Source organism: Hyphomicrobiales bacterium, assembly GCA_002869065.1.
Taxonomy (GTDB): domain Bacteria; phylum Pseudomonadota; class Alphaproteobacteria; order Rhizobiales; family Rhodobiaceae; genus Rhodobium.
In genome coordinates, this window is record PKTR01000004.1 from 138,459 (window position 1) to 157,836 (window position 19,378).

The following is a 19,378-nucleotide window of genomic DNA, read 5'->3' on the forward strand; positions in this document are numbered from 1 at the left end:
CGGCACGGCGCCCAATCCACGCACTCCCCGTCACCCCGGGCTCGACCCGGGGCCTATTGCCCATCTCGGAACGGTACGCCTGCGGAGGTTCTTGCAGGGCGCCTGCCCCACCCTCACACGTCATCCTCCGGCTTGACCGGAGGATCGCTCACCCTACGCACGATAGCTGGCTGGAAATCCCAAGGTGAGTTTGCAGCACCCATTGTGCGAGCTCACGAAAACCATGCCACTCGTACCCGATCCTCCGGTCAAGCCGGAGGATGACGTGGGAAAGATAGACCACTGTCATGGTCTGAGGACCGGCCGGGGTATTGAACCCGACGCACCAACAGCCCCGACAACGCCCTATAGCCCGCCGTTGCCGAACTTGTTTGAGCGCGGGAAGCCCGGAGGCGCGAGGCGGCCGGCCTGCGCCCGGTCGCCACGCCATTCGGCTAGATCGGCCAGTGAGCGCATATGTTCGCGGCCCGCCGCATCGAGCCAGGTGAGCCCGTCGGCGGCGGCAAAGACCTTCACGTCCGCGGGCCCGCCGTCCTTGTAGCGCTGCAGGCGCACACCGCGCCCGCGCACCATCTCGGCGACCTGATCGAGCGGGAACAGCAGCAGCTTGCGGTTTTCGCCGATGATCGCGACCGTGTCGCCATTCACCGGCACGCAGTATTTCGCCTCGTCGGTGCCCGACACGTTGAGCACCTGCTTGCCCTTGCGCGTGTTGGCAACGATATCGCTTTCGGGGACAACGAAGCCGCGCCCATCTGTCGCCACCATCAACAGCTTGCGGTCGCCTTTGTGGACGAAGGCCGTGACGATGTCGTGGCTCTGCTCCATATCGACCATCAGCCGGATCGGTTCGCCGTGACCGCGCCCGCCGGGCAGCTTGTCGGCGCCAAGCGTATAGAACCGCCCTGCGGTGGACAGCACCATCAGCTTGTCGGTGGTCTCCGCATGCAGCGCCAGTTTCAGCGCGTCGCCTTCCTTGAAGGTGAGCGAAGCCACGTCGGCGATATGGCCCTTCAGCGACCGCACCCAGCCCTTTTCCGACAGTACGACCGTGATCGGCTCGCGCTCGACCATCGCAACCATGATGTCGTCATCGGCATGGGCCGGCGCTTCGGCGAAGGTGGTGCGGCGTTTGCCGAGCTCAGTCTTCGGACCGAAGCTCTTGGCCACCTGATCGAGCTGCCACTTGATCACGCCCCACTGCTGCTCTTCGCTCGCCAATAGCGACTCGATCTCGGCCTTCTCAGCCGACAGCTCGTCGAACTCCTTGCGGATCTCGAGTTCCTCGAGCTTGCGCAGCGAGCGCAGCCGCATATTGAGGATCGCTTCGGCCTGAACGTCGGTCAGCTCGAAGGTCCGCATCAGCTCCTTCTTCGGCTCGTCTTCCTCGCGAATGATGCGGATCACTTCGTCGAGGTTGAGATAGGCGACGAGATAGCCGCCAAGCACTTCGAGCCGGTGCTCGATCTTGCCGAGCCGGTAGCGCGAGCGGCGCAGCAGCACCTCGCGCCGGTGATCGAGCCACTCGGTAAGGACATCGCGCAGCCCGAGCACATTCGGGATCTGGCCGCGCGACAGCACGTTCATGTTGAGCGAGATGCGGCTTTCCAGATCCGTCAACCGGAACAGCGATTCCATCATCAGGACCGGATCGACAGTGCGCGATTTCGGTTCGATGACGACGCGCACGTCTTCCGCCGACTCGTCGCGGATATCGCCGACCAGCGGCAGCTTGCGCGCAATCAGCAGCTCGGCGATCTTCTCGATCAGCCGCGCCTTCTGCACCTGGTACGGGATCTCGGTGATCGCCACCACCCAGGTGCCGCGCCCCTGCTCTTCCTTCTCCCAGCGCGCCCGCACGCGGAAACCGCCACGGCCGGTACGATAGGCTTCGAGGATGGAATCCCGACCCTCGACGATGACGCCGCCGGTCGGGAAATCCGGCCCCGGCACGAACTCGACAAGCTTCTCGATGCCCGCATTCGGATGCTTGATGAGATAGGCCGCGGCGGCGCAGAGCTCGGCCGCATTGTGCGGCGGGATCGAGGTCGCCATGCCGACAGCGATGCCGGTGGCGCCATTGGCCAGCAGATTCGGGAACCCGCCCGGCAGAACGATCGGCTCGGCATCTTCGCCGTCATAGGTGTCGCGGAAATCGACCGCGTCTTCGTCGATGCCGTCGAGAATGAGCTGCGCGACATCGGTCAGCCGCGCTTCGGTGTAACGCATCGCGGCCGCGTTATCGCCGTCGATATTGCCGAAATTCCCCTGCCCGTCGACCAGCGGATAGCGCTGTGCGAAATCCTGCGCGAGCCGAACCAGCGCGTCATAGACCGCCTGGTCACCATGCGGGTGGTACTTACCGATGACGTCACCGACGACGCGGGCGCATTTCTTGAAGCCGGCATTGGGGTCGAGCTTGAGCATGCGCATGGCGTAGAGCAGCCGCCGGTGCACCGGCTTCAGCCCGTCGCGCACATCGGGCAGCGCACGATGCATGATCGTCGACAGCGCATAGGCGAGATAACGCTCTTCAAGCGCCTCGCGCAGCTCGATCGATTCAACGTCGTCACCAGGAATCAGCTCATTTCCCATGATTTCTTGGCTAGAGCAAAGCCGGGAATCGCGCAAGCAGCACTCACGAAACGATCACGCACCGTCCACGACTTGCGTGAGAATCCGTGTCCAAATGTTCCGCACCATGTGTTTTGAAGGTGATCGGGACAGCTCCTATTTCGGTTCTGTCGGCAGCGACGCCGACGACAGACAAACCAACCGAAAGGAACTGACCAATGAAACGTATCGTTCTCGCCACCCTGCTCGCCACCGCCGCCACGCTGAGCGGCGCCGCCGTTGCCTCCGCCGATACCGTGCTGCTGCGCGGCACTGATGGCAACGACAAGCCGACCGTGCAGCTCTTCGACACGAACACCGCGCCGGCCGCCGGCAGCATCGCCACCCACGACGGCGCCCTCGACGGCGACTATGTCAGCATCGCCTCGTCGGGCGGCAGCCAGCTCCTGATCGTGCCGAACGAGAAGAACGACAGCAGCAAGCGCGTCTTCATCCGGTAACCGCGACGACACTCGTTCGCCCGGCAACCTTCGTTGGGCGGATAAGCAGGAGGGCCCCTTCGCGGGGCCCTTTTCTGTTTGGGAACCCCGGCCCTACATAGGTGCCGCCCATTAGTGGTTGAATCCAGCATTATACGACTTTATCTTGCATGCTAAATTTTTCTGCTCCGGTCTCAATGAGATACTCGATGTCCAGACCAAATATTTCTGATTTATCAGCAGCCGCGACTGGCCTCGCTACAATAACGTCCGAATTACGAATGTATTTTTCTATCGATGAAAAAAGCGGCACGCTGTACTATGATATTAGAAAGCCAATAATCGATCGAGATATAACATTTCTTGACTGTGAGACACGAATAATACAAGTCGCAGATATGTTGAGCAAACCCGCCAAAACAAGTGGTACAATTCTGGCTCCGCTGCCACGTCTTAATGCTTTCAAGAACTCCGTCGAAACCGCAAAATCGCATATTCAATCAATTGAAAAATTATTTCGGACCAATGTTAAACAACAAAATGGATTCAAAGAGTTTGACTACTCCAACTTTCAAATCGTATGTAACAATGGATCTCGACTCGACGCTAGAAGCCAGCTCCTAAAATTTGCAGATTCCACAGAAGTGCTTCTGGATGCATTTTTTAATCTTGAGCTGGCCTTGAGACCCTATACAGGGCGAAATAGTTATGCATCGGCAACAAAAGCACTCACAACACTTATTTCAAAGGCAAATGATGAACTCCAAGCGCTAAAAAAGGACATTACATCAGCACGAAGTATCCTAAAAACCTCCAATGTCAACGCTGAGACAATTAAGATAAATGCTGAGGAAACGGGTAGAATTAAAGAAGAAATCGAAAAAGATCGAAAAACGGTTAGCGAATACCTCGCCGAAGCTACGGAAAGAAACAAGGCTATAGAATCAGTTCACTCCGCAGCATCTTCTCTCGAATCTGCGATATCCAACTACCATACAAAGTTCGAAAACTTCGATCGCCAAATAGACACTCGCGAGGAAAAATACATAGAGGGAACAATTCAATTAAATAAATTAAATTCGGAATACGAAGCCGAAATCAACAATGCGGGAAAACTAATCGAACAAAGCGAGAAGATGCTCAAAGGCGCTACGGTAGCTGGCCTTGCAAGTAGTTTCGCTGAAGCACAAAAGAAACTAGATTCGCAGCTTTTTTGGGCCAGATCCGCATTTTACCTTGGAATTGTATTACTATTTATATCTTCAATACCTCTGATAGCACACGTATTTCTACCAATAATATACCCATTTATCTATTCAGAAGTGCCAAACATTGAAAAATATTCGGGCATATTCCAGATCCAATCCAATTCGACCGGATGGCAGTATCTAGGCCAGGTTGTCGCCCGCCTAATTGTGTTACTTCCAGCGGCTTGGCTCGTATCGTTTTCGGCAATGCGCCATTCATCTCTTTTTCGGCTCAGAGAACATTACGCTTACAAATACTCAATGGCCGTTTCAGTCGAGGGCTTTCGAAAGCAAGCAAAAGGCTACGAGAACGAAATTGCTGCACTTGTTTTGGAGCAACTGGCATTTAATCCAGCTGACAAACTGGCAAGCGCAAAAGATTCAAAGGAAGGAAAGGTTCCCCACCCTCTGTTGGATATTTTGATAAATAAACTGCGCACCAAAATTGCTCCAACGGACGAAGTTAAATAGCTGGCGGACAAGCAGGAGGGCCCCTTCACGGGGCCCTTTTCTGTTTGGGGAAAGCCTATTGCAGGAGCGAGCGCACCAGGAGAGGCACGCTGGCCGGATTCTCGCCGATCCGGCGGATCGCATAGGGCCACCAATCGCGGCCGAACGGCGTATAGAGACGGACGCGATAACCGTCTTTCGCCAACGCCTCGGCAACGTCGGTGCGCACGCCGAGCAGCATCTCGAATTCGAACGACGACTTGTCCCAGCCGTTCTCTTCCGCCCGCGTCATCGCATGTTCGTGCAGCCGGTGGTCGTGGGTCGCGACAACCGGGTAGAAGCCGGCGTTCAACGCCTGGCGCGAGAACATCATGTCGATGAGGCGCCGATAATTCGCCTTGATCTCGGTGTTGCGGGTGAAGGCGATGTCCACATCGCCGGCAAACGCGCCCTTCACCAGCCGCACCATGCCACCGCGCGCAATAAGCCGGCGCAGGTCCTGCTCGGTGCGCCGCAGATAGGCCTGCAGGGTTTGCGCGACCGGCAGTTCTGCGTCGTCAACCGCCGCCGACAGGGCAAGCGTGGTGTCCACCGTCGTCGCATCTTCCATATCGAACATCAGGCAGACCGGCTCGCCGCCATTGTCGCCGAAACTGCCCGCAACGTCGGCCAGTTCCTGCGCGATCCGGAAGGCATTCCGGCGCATCATCGCCTCGTCGACACCAAGGCCGATCTGGGTCGGGTCAACGGAGACATGAAGACCGAGCCCGGTGCTGCCCAGCCCGCGCGCCGCCTCCTTTTTCAGTTCGACCGTGCGCGCGATCTCCTTGCGATCGGTGACATATTCCCCGAGATAGAACAACGACACCAGGATGCCCTTCTCACGCAGGGCGCGGGCCCGCTCGATCGCGGCGGGAACGTCGCTGCCGGCAACGTAGCGGCTGGCCAGCTGGCTCGTCGCCCGCCCGTTCTGCATCGCCGCGGTGATGCGTTCGGAGCGCGCAAGCGCAATCATCGATTTCTGCCAGACACGCCGCAACATGGGTCCTGCTTGAATTTTTGAGATAGGAAAATACGGCGCAGGAGGTGCGCCGAATAGGAACGTTATACGCCCTGTCCGAGCCGTTCGACAATCCATTGCCGCTCACGCGGCGGCTGAATGCCGCGCGGCACGAATACGTCACGCGACAGGAAGTATTCGGTCAATGCCAGACCATTGGCGAGTGCCGATGGTTCGGGTACCTCGCCGGCGTCGGAACCGAGCAGAAATGGTGGCAGCGCCAGCATGCGATCGGCATAGGGTTGCCCTGCCTCACGGCTGACGGCGCGGCCCGATTTCGGCGAAACATAGACCAGATCGGCCGTCGCCCCCGTCGCCACGCAACAACTCAGATCGAGACCGAAGCCAAGCTCTTCCAGCAGCGCCAGTTCGAAACGGACAAGGAGAGCGGCCGCCAGCCCCAGCGCCTCACCATGATCGAGGATCGCCTCGGCCATGCGGAACAGCCGCTCGTGAGGATCGCGCTCCGGCAGCAGCCGCAAATGACCGGCCAGCGCCTGCACCAGATGGATACCGAGCGGCGTTTCCATCAGTCGCGCCGCGCGTTCCGTCTTCGATTCAACCGTGAAGGTGCCAAGATGTTCGTCGAGCCGCGCTCGCCAGCTCAGCAAGAGGCTGTTGCCGGGCTGCAATGTCGGCTGATGGCGGCGCGAACGGCCACCGCGCACGAGGCCGAGATGGCGGCCATGGGAAACCGTCATCACTTCGAGAATGACGCTCGTTTCGCCATGCCTGCGGGTCGCCAGCACGACGCCCTCGTCGCTCCATTCCATGACCGGCGGACCTCTGTCTCAGCCGCGTAAACCACACGTCAGCGCGGAAAGTCGAGCCCCATCTCACGATAGCGCTCGGGATCGTCGACCCAGTTCTCGCGCACCTTGACGAACAGGAACAGATGCACCTTCTGCTCCACCGCCTCGGCGATCTCCTCGCGGGCGGCCTGCGAGATTGCTTTCACGGTGTGGCCGTTCTTGCCGAGAATGATCTTCTTGTGGCTGTCGCGCGCGACGTAAATGGTCTGCTCGATGCGCACCGACCCGTCGCGCAGCTCCTTCCACTGTTCCGTCTCGACGGTCAGCGCATAGGGCAATTCGTCATGCAGGCGCAGTGTCAGCTTCTCACGGGTGATCTCGGCCGCCAGCATGCGCATCGGCAGATCGGAGATCTGGTCTTCCGGATAAAGCCACGGCCCCTCCGGCATGACCGTACCGAGATAGGCCAGCACATCTTCGACGCCATTGCCGGTCAGCGCGGAAATCATGAAGGTGCGTGAGAAGTTGACCCGCTCATTCAGCTTTTCCGCCAGCGCCAGCAGGGAGTCGCGTTTGACCAGGTCCACCTTGTTGAGCAGCAGAACCTTTTCGCCGCCGACATCGGCCAGCTTTTCGACAATCGACTCGACCTCGTCGTCGACACCCTTGCGGGCATCCACCACAAGCGCGATCAGGTCGGCATCCTTCGCGCCGCCCCAGGCGGTCGTCACCATCGCCCGGTCGAGCCGGCGTTTGGGACGGAAAATGCCCGGCGTGTCGACAAAAACGAGCTGCGAGGAGCCCGACAGCGCGATGCCGCGGATCATCGCCCGCGTCGTCTGCACCTTGTGGGTGACGATCGACACCTTGGTGCCGACAAACTGATTGAGCAGCGTCGACTTGCCCGCATTCGGCGCACCGATCAGCGCGACGAAGCCGCAGCGTGTCGGTTCGGCTCCCGCGCCGGTTTCGTCACCGGTTTTCGGGCTCACATCTTCAGTCATTTTCGTTTTCGCTCCATACGCCTTCCCGCACCAGGAAGGCTGCCGCCGCGGCTTGCTCGCCCTGGCGTCGCGACCGCCCCTTGGCGGTCATACCCTCGAACCCGGCGACCGACACCTCTACCAGAAAAACCGGTTCGTGATCCGGGCCGCTGCGATCGGCGATTGCGTAGGTCGGCGGCTCGAGGCCGCGCCCCTGCGCCCATTCCTGCAGCATCGTCTTGGCGTCGCGCCGCGGCGCATCTTTCGAATGCAGTCGCTCGCGCCAGTGCTTCTCGATGAAGCGGCGCGCGACGTCAAACCCGCCGTCGAGATAAAGCGCCGCGATCACCGCTTCGCAGACATCGGCCAGCAGCGGCCGCTTCTTGCGCCCGCCGCTCTGCGCCTCGCCCTCGCCGATTAGCATCGCCTTGCCGAGATCGGCTTCGAGCGCCACCGCCGCGCAGGTCTCCTGTCGCACCAGATGGTTCAGACGCCGCGCCAGTTCGCCTTCCGCCGCATCGGGAAACGCCGCAAACAGCATCTCCGCGATGGTCAGACCGAGCACCCGGTCGCCAACGAATTCGAGCCGCTGATAAGTCTGGCGATGGTCGCCATCATTGTCGAGCGCGCTCGCATGGGTCAGAGCCCGCCGAAGAAGTTCGCGATCCTGAAACCGGTAGCCGAGGCGTTCCTCGACCACGTCGAGCGCAAGAGGTTTCGCCATGCCTACAACGAGTTGAACACCCGGTCCCAACGGACCGTCCACGGCCACTTCCAGAACATCCAGGCTTGCTCGCCCGGCTCGATCGAGAAGAAGATCACTTCGGCCCGACCGACAAGGTTTTGCAGCGGCACATAGCCGACGGTCGCGCGGCTATCGCTGGAATTGTCGCGATTGTCGCCCATCATGAAGTAATGGCCCGCCGGCACTTCATAGACCGGCGTATTGTCCCACACCGAGGTATCGGTCTCTTCCAGCACCGTATAGGACACCCCGTTCGGCAGCGTCTCTCGGAAGCGCGGCACCCGAACCTGCTGCCCGTTGCGCCCCTCGCCGACGAACTCGCCGTCGCGTACCCGCGGCACGGCCTTGCCGTTGATGTAAAGGACGCTGTTGAGGACCTGGATCTTGTCGCCCGGCAGGCCGATCACCCGCTTGATGTAATCGGTGGAATTGTCGCGCGGCAGCTTGAAGACAACGATGTCGCCACGCTCCGGCTCCGAGCCCATGACGCGGCCCGAGAACGGCACCATGCCGAACGGGAACGAGTAACGGCTGTATCCGTAGCTGAATTTCGACACGAAAAGATAGTCGCCGATGAGGAGGTTCTCCATCATCGAGCCGGACGGAATGTTGAAGGGCTGATACAGGAATGTCCGCACCAGAAGCGCGAGGATCAGCGCCTGAACGATGATCTTCATCGCCTCGCCGAACCCACCCCCCTCGTTGGCCTTATCCTTGTCGTCCTGCGGGCGGTCGCTGCCATTCGTCATGAAAACATCCTGTTGAAGACGCCGGTTCGGCCGGGAAGAGAGTTTCAACCACCTAAAGCCCGCTAATGGGGCAGCGGAAGGGCACGAACGCCTATGAGTTTGTCCCGCGCAGCTTCGCCGTGCCGGACGGTTCCGTTTTAGATAGCCGCTCGATCCGGCCTGCGCAACGGAGCAGGCGTATCAAAGCGGAAAGGTTTTGCGTCACAAGGAGGTTACGGCGCCGGCCAGTCGGCGGGTACGGCCGATATCACCACGAAGGCCTGCGCCAGCGGGAAGTCATCCGTGATGGTCAGGTCGATGCGCGCGACGAACCCCTCGGGCGTCATTCCGGCCAGCCGTTCGGCCGCACTGCCAATCAACTGCATGGTCGGCCGGCCGCTCTCCTGGTTGACCACGCCCATCTCGCGCCACGCGACCCCCATCCGGATACCGGTCCCGAGCGCCTTGGAACACGCTTCCTTGGCCGCGAAGCGCTTGGCATAGGACGCCGCCCGCTCGGCCCGTTTGTCCGACTTCGCCTGTTCGATCTCCGTGAAGACACGCTGGACGAACCGGTCGCCGAAACGCTCGAGCGTCTTCTCGATGCGGCGGATGTCGATGAGGTCGCTGCCGATCCCGAGAATCACCCCGAGGCCTCCTTGCGCTCGTCGGAGGCGACTTTGAGGATATCGCGTGACGCGTCCTCAGCGTTCGCAACCGTCGCGTCGCCATCATCCTCGCCGTCAGCCCCCTCGTGTTTCTTCTCGCCATCCCCGATATGCATCGCGGCCTTGGCGAGTTCTGCCAGTCGCCGCCGCTCGAAGAAGCGGGCATGGCGTGCTGCCTGATAGGCTTTCACCAGCTTGAGAATGACGAAATAGAAGATGACGCCGACGATAAACCCGATCGGCACCGCCCCGACAATCATCGGTTTGACGATTGGCCACAGGATGTCGAACGAGCCTTCCATCAGGCCGTGCCTGAAGTTCTCGCCGTCGAACGACTTGCCGCCATTGCCGAGGATCAGCGAGCCGACCTCGAAGGTGGACGCCCAGATGAACGGAAAGGTCAGCGGGTTGCCGAACGACGTGCCGAGCATCGCCGCCAGCGCATTGCCGCCGACGAACAGCGAGAGAAAGACGCTGATGATAAAATGAAAGCCCATGAAGGGCGTGCACGAGGTGAAGGCTCCGACGGCGAAACCGGCCGCCACCGCATGTGGCGACGCCGACAACCGCAGGACCCGCTTGAAGAAATACTTCGCCGATCGCGAAAAGGAATGACGCGGCCACATGGCAACGCGAAGGCGCTCGACCCAATGCGGCGGATGGCGACGACGAAACAGCACTGATCACCCTCGAATCGGCGGCCGCTTCCCCCTTGCGCGGCACGCCCTGCGTCCTTGTTCTTGTTATGCCGCATTTCTCACCGCAAGGGGGAAAAACCGACACCTGTTTTTCGCGTCCGCCGGTTCTTGGCTAGCCGTTGATACGCGTCACATTCGATACCACCGATTTCGACCGCAGTTGATTGATGATGCGGTTGAGGTGTTTCAGGTTCCATACCTCGAGATCGATTTCCATCTCGTGAAAATCCGAAGCCCGTTTGGTCATTTTGATGGAATCGATATTCCCGTCATTGTCGGCGATCACCTGGGCGATCTGCGCCAGTGTGCCGGGCTCGTTGATGACCGACAGCGCGATCTGCGCGGGAAAGCGTTCCGGATTGTCGGGATCGATATCCCAGCGCACGTCAAGCCAGCGGTCGGTCTGATCGTCGAATTCGGTCAGCGCCGGCGACTGGATCGGATAGATGGTGATGCCCTCGCCCGGCGTCATGATGCCGACGATACGATCTCCGGGCACCGCGCCTCCGTCGGGCGCGAAGCGCACAGGCGCACCGGCACCGCCCAAACCCCGAACGGGCAACGACAAGCGGCCAGGCTTCTTCGCGCTCTTGCCCTTCTCGGGAACGCGGAACTTGAGACTCGCGGCGCGCGCCAGCCCGAACCAGCCTTCGTCGCTGCCGGCCCCATTGTCCTTCGCCGCGCGCTCGTCCTGATAGTCGGGATAGACCGCCTTCAGGACATCCTCGGAAGCGACTTCGCCACGCCCCACCGCGGCCAGAAGATCGGCTTCGTTCGTCTGCGCCAGCCGCGGCAGCACCTCGGTCAGCATCGCTTCCTGGAAAACCTTGCCGACCCGCTCGAACGCGCGTTCCAGGATGTGAGTGCCGAGCCCGCAATACTGTTTGCGCACAGCCTCGCGGGTTGCCCTGCGGATCGCCGCACGCGCCTTGCCGGTCACCGCGATCGACTCCCAAGCCGCCGGCGGAACCTGCCCCTTGGCTCGGATGATCTCGACCTCGTCGCCGTTTTCGAGTTCCGTCACCAGCGGCGCAATGCGGCCGTTGATCTTGCAGCCGACGCAGGTGTTGCCGACATCGGTGTGCACCGCATAGCCGAAATCGATCGCCGTCGCGCCACGCGGCAGCGCAATCAGCCGACCCTTGGGCGTAAAGCAGAACACCTGGTCGTGAAACATCTCCAGCTTGGTGTTCTCGAGGAACTCTTCGGGGGAATCCCCTTCCGACAAGAGCTCGATCGTGTGCCGCAGCCAGGCATAGGAACCGCTGTCCTCGCCGGTCTTGACGATGTTGCGGCCGCCGGTCTCACCGTCCTTGTAAAGCGCGTGCGCGGCAATGCCGTACTCCGCCAGGCGATCCATCGCGGCGGTGCGGATCTGCAATTCGACGCGCTGGCGGCTCGGCCCGACCACCGTGGTGTGGATCGAGCTGTAGTCGTTCTGCTTCGGCGTCGAGATGTAGTCCTTGAACCGGCCCGGAACCATCGCCCAGGTCGAGTGAACGATGCCGAGCACACGATAGCAGTCTTCCAGCGTATCGACGATGATGCGGAAGCCGTAAATGTCCGACAACTGCTCGAAGGCGAGCGAATTGTCCTGCATCTTGCGAAAGATCGAATAGGGCCGCTTCTCGCGCCCGCGCACCCTGGCCGAAATGCCGTTCTCACGCAGCTTTTCCGCCAGCATCTTTTCGATGTCGGCGATAAGGCTCTGATTTTTCTCTCGAAGATGAACAAGTCTCTGGGAAATCGACTCCCATGCTTCCGCGTTGATGTAGCGGAACGCAAGTTCTTCCAACTCGTCGCGAACGTCCTGGATGCCCATGCGCCCGGCAAGCGGCGCGTAGATTTCCATCGTCTCCTCGGCAATCCGGAAGCGCTTGTGCGGCGGCACGAAATGCAGCGTGCGCATGTTGTGCAGCCGGTCGGCGAGCTTGACGAGCAGCACGCGCACGTCGTCGGCGATCGCCAGCAGCAGCTTGCGGAAATTCTCCGCCTGCTTCGCCCGTTTGGTGACCAGATCGAGCTTGTCGATCTTGGTCAGAGCGTCAACCAGCTTGCCGATTTCCTCGCCGAAGATCGTATCGATCTCCTGCCGGGTCGCGTCGGTATCCTCGATGGTGTCATGCAACAGCGCGACGGCGATCGTCGCGTCGTCGAGGCGCAGATCGGTGAGGATCGCGGCCACCTCCAGAGGATGGGAAAAATAGGGGTCGCCCGAGGCGCGCGTCTGCGTGCCGTGCTTGCGCATGGCGTAGACATAGGCCTTGTTGAGCAAGGCCTCATCCGCATTGGGATTGTAGCGGGTAACCCGTTCGACGAGTTCGTACTGACGCATCATGGCCGAACCACTATGCAGCCTGGACAGACGGCCGCGCCAGTCCGCGGCCCCGCCGTGCCGTCATGCCGACGCCGGTTTCGACGCGCCCTCACGCCGCCCGGCCCCGTCTTAAAGGTCGTCCGTCTTCTCGGGCGGGACCAGACCTTCCAGCCCGCGCAGCAGATCTTCTTCCGACATACGATCGTAGCTGATTTCGTCATCGCTACCGCCGTCGGCCGACTGCTCCGCGCCGCTATCAGGCGCCGGAATCATCGGAACCGTCTCCGGCTCCGGCTCATCGACTTCAACGAACTTCTGCAGCGAATGGATCATCTCTTCCTTGAGATCCTCCGCGCTAATGGTCGTCTCGGCGATTTCGCGCAGCGCAACGACCGGGTTCTTGTCGTTGTCGCGATCGATCGTCAGCGGCGAACCGCTGGAAATCGTACGAGCGCGATGGCTGGCGAGAAGAACCAGTTCGAACCGGTTTTCCACCTTGTCGATGCAATCCTCGACGGTGACGCGCGCCATCTACAGTCTCCTTCCGGGAAATTTGAGGGGTTTATCTAGGCCGAAATTGTTCCCAACGCAAGATTTTCCCCACCAAAACACTCCCCTTTGACGCCGTTGATGAAAAATGCGGCAGCCAGGGGGTGCAAAACCATTCTAAAATCGCTATTGTTAATCCCGTTTCAAGAGCGAACGGGCCGATTTGAAAATGGCCCAAAGGGTTGCCGGCGATAATGCGGAACCCGTCAGAACGGCAGGACAAACACAAATCCGCGGCTCTGAAGTCGCTACTCACCCTCTCCGGGATATTTTATCGCCGGATGGGAGGGTGAGGCACCTTGATTCACAAGAAGAAAACAAGCTCAACGTGCAGAAAGACAATAAGAATGTTTGACCCGAGAGAAAAAATTGCCCTGTTTATCGATGGGGCCAACCTCTACGCCACCGCCAAGGCCCTTGGACTCGACATCGATTACAAACGTTTGCTTAAAGAGTTTCAAGGAAAAGGCTATCTCCTGCGCGCATACTACTACACCGCGCTCGTCGAAGATCAGGAATATTCGTCGATTCGCCCGCTGATCGACTGGCTCGACTACAACGGCTACAAGGTCGTCACCAAGCCGGTGAAGGAATTCGTCGATTCGAGCGGCCGTCGCAAGATCAAGGGCAACATGGACATCGAACTTGCCGTCGATGCCATGGAGATTGCCGAACACATCGACCACATGGTACTGTTCTCCGGCGATGGCGACTTCCGTTCGCTCGTCGAAGCCGTGCAGCGCCGCGGCCGCAAGGTGTCGATCGTTTCAACGCTGGCGACCCAGCCGCCGATGATCGCCGACGACCTGCGTCGTCAGGCCGATCACTTCATCGAGCTGGCAACGCTGGCCGAAAAGGTTGGCCGCGACCCGTCCGAGCGCCCGCAGCGCCAGAACGATCGCTACAATCGCGACGAAGACGACTACGAAGACGATTATTGATCGTCACTGGGGCGAAACAAACAGCCGGCGGCTTTGGCAGTATCTGCCATTCCGCCGGCTTTTTTGTTGTCCGCACCTCACGATCGGGATTTTGACCCGACCGTCCCTGCATGATCTATTGCCGGGCGTGCACGCACCAACCTGCGTGCAGCAACTCACCATCCCTCGCGGAAGGCCATCCGGCGTTCCCAGTTTCTCCGGCGTATCCGATGTCTCTTGATCCTGCCCGCGATTGTCCGCTCTGCCCGCGTCTCGTCGCCTTTCGCGAAAAGTGGCGGGCCGCCGAACCCGAATGGCTCAACGCCCCCGTGCCGACCTTTCGCGGCGACAATGCCCGTCTGCTGATCATCGGACTGGCACCCGGGCTGCGCGGCGCCAACAAGACCGGCCGGCCCTTCACCGGCGACTATGCCGGCGACCTGCTCTACGAAACGCTTTCGCGCTATGGCTTCGCCAATGGCCGCTACGCGGCCTCGCCCGACGATGGGCTGAAACTCACCGGCGCGGCGATCACCAATGCGGTGCGCTGTGTTCCGCCGGAGAACAAACCGGTCGGCGCCGAAATCGCCGCCTGCCGGCCGTTCCTCATCGAAACCATGGACAGTTTTCCGCAGCTGAGCGCGATTCTCGCACTTGGCCGGATCGCCCACGACACGCTGCTGACCACCTTCGGCCTGCGCAAGGCGTCCTACCCGTTCAGCCATGGCGGCGAGCACCAGATCAGCGACAAGCTGCGCCTTTTCGACAGCTACCACTGCTCCCGTTACAACACGAACACCGGCCGCCTGACCCCGGAAATGTTCCATTCCGTGTTCGACCAGATCAGCGATTTTCTGAAGGATTGAAGACACCGTTTTGCGTCTGAGACGGTTCGAACCTTCACCCAGGACAGTTCGAGCCTTCGCCCCACGCACTCCCCGTCACCCCGGACTTGATCCGGGGTCCATTGCCCCTCGCGGCGCGGTATGCCGCCGAAAGTTGGCACCGGCTCAACCACTCTCTCCCGTCATCCTCCGGCTTGACCGGAGGATCGCTTTCCATATGGAAAACAATGTATTGGAGCGCCGAGTGGCGCCCGAGACCGCTCTTCGCGCAAACAAACGCGAGCGCTGCGTCTGTCGCCGGACGATCCTCCGGTCAAGCCGGAGGATGACGAAGAGAGAGGCTGGAGAATGACGAGTCGGAAGGCCCCAGGATGGCGAATCGAGAGGCCGTGGAATGACCAAGCAAGGGCACGCAGCGTGACGATGGCCGTAACAGAGGGCGACGAAGAACACAGCCCAAAGAGCACGACAGGGATGAGGAAAAGCGGGATCAGCCCCGATCACGCATGAGACGTGCTTTTTCGCGCTGCCAGTCGCGCTTCTTCTCGGTCTCGCGCTTGTCGTGGACCTTCTTGCCGCGCGCAAGACCAAGCTCCAGCTTCGCCCGTCCCCGATCGTTGAAATAGAGCTTCAACGGAACGAGTGTCATGCCTTCCTTCTGGATGGCGGCGAGAAGGCGGGCAATCTGCCGCTTGTGCAGCAGCAGTTTGCGCGGCCGCCGGGTCTCGTGATTGAACCGGTTGGCCTGCAGGTATTCCGGAATATAGGCGTTGAACAGAAACAGCTCGAGGCCCGAAGGCCCGGCATAGGCCTCGGCGATATTCGCCTTTCCCTCGCGCAGGGATTTCACCTCGGTGCCGGACAGCATGATGCCCGCCTCAACCGTATCGAGGATCTCGTAGTTGAAGCGGGCCTTGCGATTGTCGGCAACGACCTTGCGCTTGCCTGCCTGGTTTGCAGGCGATGCCATCGCCTAGTCCTTCCTCAGTTCAGGAGGCCGGCGTGGCGCATCGCATCCTCGACAGCCGCCTCGGCCGTCTTGGAGATCGAAACCAGCGGCAGTCGCAGCTCGTTGCTGCACTTGCCAAGCAGCGACAGCGCATATTTCGCGCCGCCCGGGCTCGGCTCGAGGAATAGCGCCTGATGCAGCGGCACCAGCTTGTCCTGGATCGCGAGCGCCGCGGCGAAATCGCCGGCCAGGCACGCCTCCTGGAACTCCGAGCACAGCCGCGGCGCCACATTCGACGTCACCGAAATGCAGCCATGGCCGCCATGCGCCATGAAGCCGAGCGCGGTGATATCCTCGCCGGAAAGCTGGTTGAAATCCGGCCCGATCACGCCGCGCTGCTGGCTGACACGCGCCAGATTCGCCGTCGCATCTTTCACACCCGTGATGTTGCGCCCATCCTTGTAGAGACGCGCCATCGTCTCCACCGACATGTCGATCACCGACCGCGGCGGGATGTTGTAGATGATGATCGGAATGCCGACCTTGTTGTCGACCGCCATGAAGTGCTGGTAGAGCGCTTCCTGGTTCGGCTTGTTGTAATACGGCGTGACGACCAGAAGCGCGTCGGCGCCGGCCTGCTCCGCCGAAACCGCGAGATCGATCGCTTCGGCCGTGTTGTTCGAGCCGGCACCGGCGATCACCGGCACACGGCCGCCGGCCGCCTCGATGCAGAGCTCCACGACGCGCTTGTGTTCGGCATGGCTGAGCGTCGGCGATTCACCCGTGGTGCCGACCGGAACGAGCCCCTTGGTGCCCTCTTTGATCTGCCAGTCCACGAAGTCCTGAAAAGCTTTTTCGTCGACCGCTCCGTCACGGAACGGAGTGACGAGTGCGGTAAAAGACCCCTTGAACATTACGGTACGCCCTTCTGATTTTGCCGTTTTGCCGCCGTTATCGTGGACTTGAATGGCGAGCGACAATAGACGCCGGGTCTTCGCCCGGCAAGCTATGGTGCGAGGAGATCGCATAGAAGACGGTCCCTCGACAAGTGTTCGTTCACCATGTTCCGGCAAGGTGTTGCGAATTCGCCGCTTCGCGGCCGGCAATCGATGCCTCGACAGGGGCAAAAAGGGGAGATCATCATGCCTGCACCCGCGGGATCGGGTAATCGACGTTCTGTTTTCGCAACGCCGTCCTCGGCTCTGTGCGGCGCCGGAATGGTGCTGTTTTCCGTTGCGCCCTCACCCGCAGCCCCACTCGGGACAGGTCTTGGAACAGAGTTCGCCCCGCATCGTGCACCGCTGATGCATGAAGTCAGCACGGTGCCAAAGCCGAAGCCGGGCGGCGGCGACGCCATCAACCTCTTGATCTCCGCCCAGCAGACGATCCCCGCCGATCATCCCCTGCCGAGCGCCAAGCCGGACGTTCCCGCCGGCGCCGCATCCGCCGCACCCGCGCGCATGCCTGCGCCCTCGTCCGCAAGCTCCGACCAGATCGCCGCGCAGAAAGGCAGCCTGAAAAACGCGCTCGATGCGCTGCGCAAGGACGACTACACGACCACTTTCGCGATCCGGAACGGCATGAAGCCGACGCTTGAGCGCCGCGTGCTTGACTGGCAGCTTTCCCGTTCCGGCCACAAATCCGTGTCATCGGCCTTCATCACCCGCTTCGTCGCCGAGGCCGGAGACTGGCCTGACGGCTCTTTTCTCCGCAGCCGTGCGGAGCAGGCGATGTTGCGCGAAAACCCGCGCGCCCGCGACGTCGTTGCAGCCTTCGGCAATTCACAGCCCCGCTCGGTCGACGGTGCGATCCTCCTGACCCGCGCGCTGGTCGCGACCGGCAACACCCGTCAGGCCCGCGCCGTGATTTCCGCGGCCTGGCGCGAGATGCGCATGTCGAAAGAGGACGCCGGAACGGTCCTGAAGGAGTTCTCGAAACTGCTGTCACGCAGCGACCACAAGGCGCGCGCCGACAAGATGCTCTATGACGAGCGCACCAACGATGCCCTCATCGCCGCCCGTTATTTGCCGGCCGGCGAACGGGCACTGGTCAACGCCCGCGTCGCCGTCATCCGCAATCAGAAGAATGCCGGGTCGAAACTCGAGGCCGTGCCGGCCGCCAATCGCCGCGACCCCGGCTACATGCTGAGCCGCGCGCAATATCTGCGCCGCGCAGGTCGCATCAGCGAAGCCGCCGCGGTGATCAATGCGGCCCCCCGTGACCAGGAACACCTTGTCGACCCGGACGAATGGTGGGTCGAGCGCCGGGTTCTGTCACGCGAACTGCTCGACATTGGCAAGCCAAGCCTCGCCTACGAGGTCGCCGTCCACCACGCAGCCGAAAGCAACGCCGTCTTCGCCGAAGCCGAGTTCCATGCCGGCTGGTACTCGCTGCGCTTCCTGAAAAACCCGCGCCGCGCAAAAGGCCATTTCGAGGAAATCGCCAAGATCGGCCGCACACCGATCACGCTTGCCCGCGCCAACTACTGGATCGGCCGCGCGGCAGCAGCCGGCGGCGGCGGGAACGCCAACAGCTACTACAAGAAGGCCGCTGCCTATCCCGGCACCTATTACGGCCAGCTTGCCCGAGCCGAACTCGGCTATCGCACCGTTGGCATCGGCTCTCTGCCCTCGGTCTCGGGCGCAGACAAGGCCGCCTTCGCGCGCAATCCCCTTGTCCAGGCGATCAAACTGCTCGGCGATGCCGGCCACAGCTATCGCACGCTGCCGCTCTTCATGCACCTGTCCGAGAACGTCCCGACGGCCGGACAGGCGCGGCTTCTGGTCGAGCTTGCACAGCGCTACGACCAGCATCGTTTCGCCCTGATCGCCGGCAAGACCGTCGCGAACCGATGGTCCGAGGCCGCACCGCTTGCATTCCCGACGGCGGCCATTCCCCGCAATGCCAAAATCGACAAGGGCGTCGGCAAGCACGTCGTCTATGCGATCGCGCGCCAGGAAAGCGCCTTCGATCCGCGCGCGGTCAGCCACGCCGGCGCCCGCGGACTGCTGCAACTGCTGCCCTCGACCGCCAAGATCACCGCCCGCAAGGCCGGCCTGCCCTATTCGAAAAGCCGGCTGACCAGCGATGCGGCCTACAACGCCGCCGTCGGCTCGGCCCATCTCAGCCATCTGATCGACGATTTCGGCGGCTCCTACGTGATGACCTTCGCCGGCTACAACGCCGGGCCGCGCCGGGCGCGCGAATGGGCCGAACGCTACGGCGATCCGCGCTCGTCACGGACCGACACAATCGACTGGGTGGAGCGGATCCCGTACACCGAAACCCGCAACTACGTTCAGCGGGTGATGGAGAACATGCAGGTCTACAATGCACGCCTGAACGGCGGCAAGCTGACCATCAAGCAGGATCTGAAGCGGGGCGGATGACGACCAGCCGCGACATTTGACGGAA

General features: G+C 61.2%; 16 protein-coding genes. 4 read left to right on the top strand and 12 right to left on the bottom strand.

Going from position 1 to position 19,378, the window contains the following annotated elements; all coding sequences use genetic code 11:
* Positions 1-345 precede the first annotated feature (345 nt).
* Entirely contained in the window at positions 346-2,595 is a 2,250-nt protein-coding gene (gene parC / locus C0606_13125) for a DNA topoisomerase IV subunit A (GenBank protein PLX36754.1), read from the bottom strand.
* A gap of 197 nt (positions 2,596-2,792) precedes the next feature.
* Between parC and C0606_13130 the strand changes: the two genes are divergently transcribed.
* Entirely contained in the window at positions 2,793-3,074 is a 282-nt protein-coding gene (locus C0606_13130) for a hypothetical protein (protein PLX36755.1), read from the top strand.
* 1,752 nt (positions 3,075-4,826) lie between these two features.
* On the opposite strand, the gene C0606_13135 is transcribed toward C0606_13130, so the two are convergent.
* From C0606_13135 to C0606_13175, 9 genes are all read right to left on the bottom strand, one after another.
* Complete coding sequence (locus tag C0606_13135) at positions 4,827-5,792, bottom strand: proline dehydrogenase (protein PLX36756.1); 966 nt, start codon at positions 5,790-5,792, stop codon at positions 4,827-4,829.
* 62 nt (positions 5,793-5,854) lie between these two features.
* Positions 5,855-6,583 carry a DNA repair protein RecO gene (locus C0606_13140; GenBank protein PLX36757.1) on the bottom strand — a complete coding sequence of 243 codons (729 nt, stop codon included), beginning with the start codon at positions 6,581-6,583 and terminating at the stop codon, positions 5,855-5,857.
* A gap of 38 nt (positions 6,584-6,621) precedes the next feature.
* Positions 6,622-7,566 (bottom strand): GTPase Era, encoded by a 945-nt coding sequence (locus C0606_13145; GenBank protein ID PLX36758.1) that lies wholly within the window; start codon positions 7,564-7,566, stop codon positions 6,622-6,624.
* Positions 7,559-8,269: a ribonuclease III gene (rnc, locus tag C0606_13150; GenBank protein ID PLX36759.1), complete on the bottom strand. Its 711-nt coding sequence runs from the start codon at positions 8,267-8,269 to the stop codon at positions 7,559-7,561. Before rnc ends, C0606_13145 begins: the two co-directional genes overlap by 8 nt.
* Before the next feature lie 2 nt (positions 8,270-8,271).
* Positions 8,272-9,039 (bottom strand): signal peptidase I, encoded by a 768-nt coding sequence (lepB, locus tag C0606_13155; protein ID PLX36760.1) that lies wholly within the window; start codon positions 9,037-9,039, stop codon positions 8,272-8,274.
* A gap of 212 nt (positions 9,040-9,251) precedes the next feature.
* Positions 9,252-9,665, bottom strand: a complete 414-nt coding sequence (locus C0606_13160) for a holo-ACP synthase (GenBank protein ID PLX36761.1) — start codon at positions 9,663-9,665, stop codon at positions 9,252-9,254.
* Positions 9,662-10,366, bottom strand: coding sequence for a DUF2062 domain-containing protein (locus C0606_13165; protein ID PLX36762.1), 705 nt, complete (start codon positions 10,364-10,366; stop codon positions 9,662-9,664). The genes C0606_13160 and C0606_13165 overlap by 4 nt, the downstream gene beginning before the upstream one ends.
* 130 nt (positions 10,367-10,496) lie before the next feature.
* Positions 10,497-12,722, bottom strand: a complete 2,226-nt coding sequence (locus tag C0606_13170) for a bifunctional (p)ppGpp synthetase/guanosine-3',5'-bis(diphosphate) 3'-pyrophosphohydrolase (protein PLX36763.1) — start codon at positions 12,720-12,722, stop codon at positions 10,497-10,499.
* 108 nt (positions 12,723-12,830) lie between these two features.
* Positions 12,831-13,232, bottom strand: a complete 402-nt coding sequence (locus C0606_13175) for a DNA-directed RNA polymerase subunit omega (protein ID PLX36764.1) — start codon at positions 13,230-13,232, stop codon at positions 12,831-12,833.
* A 365-nt stretch (positions 13,233-13,597) separates the two neighbouring features.
* Between C0606_13175 and C0606_13180 the strand changes: the two genes are divergently transcribed.
* Positions 13,598-14,191: an NYN domain-containing protein gene (locus C0606_13180; protein ID PLX36765.1), complete on the top strand. Its 594-nt coding sequence runs from the start codon at positions 13,598-13,600 to the stop codon at positions 14,189-14,191.
* 209 nt (positions 14,192-14,400) lie between these two features.
* Positions 14,401-15,036: a uracil-DNA glycosylase gene (locus C0606_13185; protein PLX36766.1), complete on the top strand. Its 636-nt coding sequence runs from the start codon at positions 14,401-14,403 to the stop codon at positions 15,034-15,036.
* Between the two features lie 469 nt (positions 15,037-15,505).
* On the opposite strand, the gene C0606_13190 is transcribed toward C0606_13185, so the two are convergent.
* A complete protein-coding gene (locus tag C0606_13190) occupies positions 15,506-15,985 on the bottom strand; it encodes an SsrA-binding protein (protein ID PLX36767.1) in 480 nt (159 codons plus the stop codon).
* A gap of 14 nt (positions 15,986-15,999) precedes the next feature.
* The gene (locus tag C0606_13195; GenBank protein ID PLX36768.1) at positions 16,000-16,878 is read right to left on the bottom strand and encodes a 4-hydroxy-tetrahydrodipicolinate synthase; all 879 of its coding nucleotides are present in this window, start codon (positions 16,876-16,878) and stop codon (positions 16,000-16,002) included.
* 147 nt (positions 16,879-17,025) lie between these two features.
* On the opposite strand from C0606_13195, the gene C0606_13200 reads away from it, so the two are divergent.
* Positions 17,026-19,353: a lytic transglycosylase gene (locus C0606_13200; protein PLX36769.1), complete on the top strand. Its 2,328-nt coding sequence runs from the start codon at positions 17,026-17,028 to the stop codon at positions 19,351-19,353.
* The last annotated feature ends 25 nt before the right edge of the window (positions 19,354-19,378 follow it).

Bases quoted from the DNA above. Each gene is read 5' to 3' on its own strand.
- parC (PLX36754.1), bottom strand. From the start codon at position 2,595: ATGGGAAATGAGCTGATTCCTGGTGACGACGTTGAATCGATCGAGCTG.
- C0606_13130 (PLX36755.1), top strand. From the start codon at position 2,793: ATGAAACGTATCGTTCTCGCCACCCTGCTCGCCACCGCCGCCACGCTG.
- C0606_13135 (PLX36756.1), bottom strand. From the start codon at position 5,792: ATGTTGCGGCGTGTCTGGCAGAAATCGATGATTGCGCTTGCGCGCTCC.
- C0606_13140 (PLX36757.1), bottom strand. From the start codon at position 6,583: ATGGAATGGAGCGACGAGGGCGTCGTGCTGGCGACCCGCAGGCATGGC.
- C0606_13145 (PLX36758.1), bottom strand. From the start codon at position 7,566: ATGACTGAAGATGTGAGCCCGAAAACCGGTGACGAAACCGGCGCGGGA.
- rnc (PLX36759.1), bottom strand. From the start codon at position 8,269: ATGGCGAAACCTCTTGCGCTCGACGTGGTCGAGGAACGCCTCGGCTAC.
- lepB (PLX36760.1), bottom strand. From the start codon at position 9,039: ATGACGAATGGCAGCGACCGCCCGCAGGACGACAAGGATAAGGCCAAC.
- C0606_13170 (PLX36763.1), bottom strand. From the start codon at position 12,722: ATGATGCGTCAGTACGAACTCGTCGAACGGGTTACCCGCTACAATCCC.
- C0606_13175 (PLX36764.1), bottom strand. From the start codon at position 13,232: ATGGCGCGCGTCACCGTCGAGGATTGCATCGACAAGGTGGAAAACCGG.
- C0606_13180 (PLX36765.1), top strand. From the start codon at position 13,598: ATGTTTGACCCGAGAGAAAAAATTGCCCTGTTTATCGATGGGGCCAAC.
- C0606_13185 (PLX36766.1), top strand. From the start codon at position 14,401: ATGTCTCTTGATCCTGCCCGCGATTGTCCGCTCTGCCCGCGTCTCGTC.
- C0606_13190 (PLX36767.1), bottom strand. From the start codon at position 15,985: ATGGCATCGCCTGCAAACCAGGCAGGCAAGCGCAAGGTCGTTGCCGAC.
- C0606_13195 (PLX36768.1), bottom strand. From the start codon at position 16,878: ATGTTCAAGGGGTCTTTTACCGCACTCGTCACTCCGTTCCGTGACGGA.
- C0606_13200 (PLX36769.1), top strand. From the start codon at position 17,026: ATGTTCCGGCAAGGTGTTGCGAATTCGCCGCTTCGCGGCCGGCAATCG.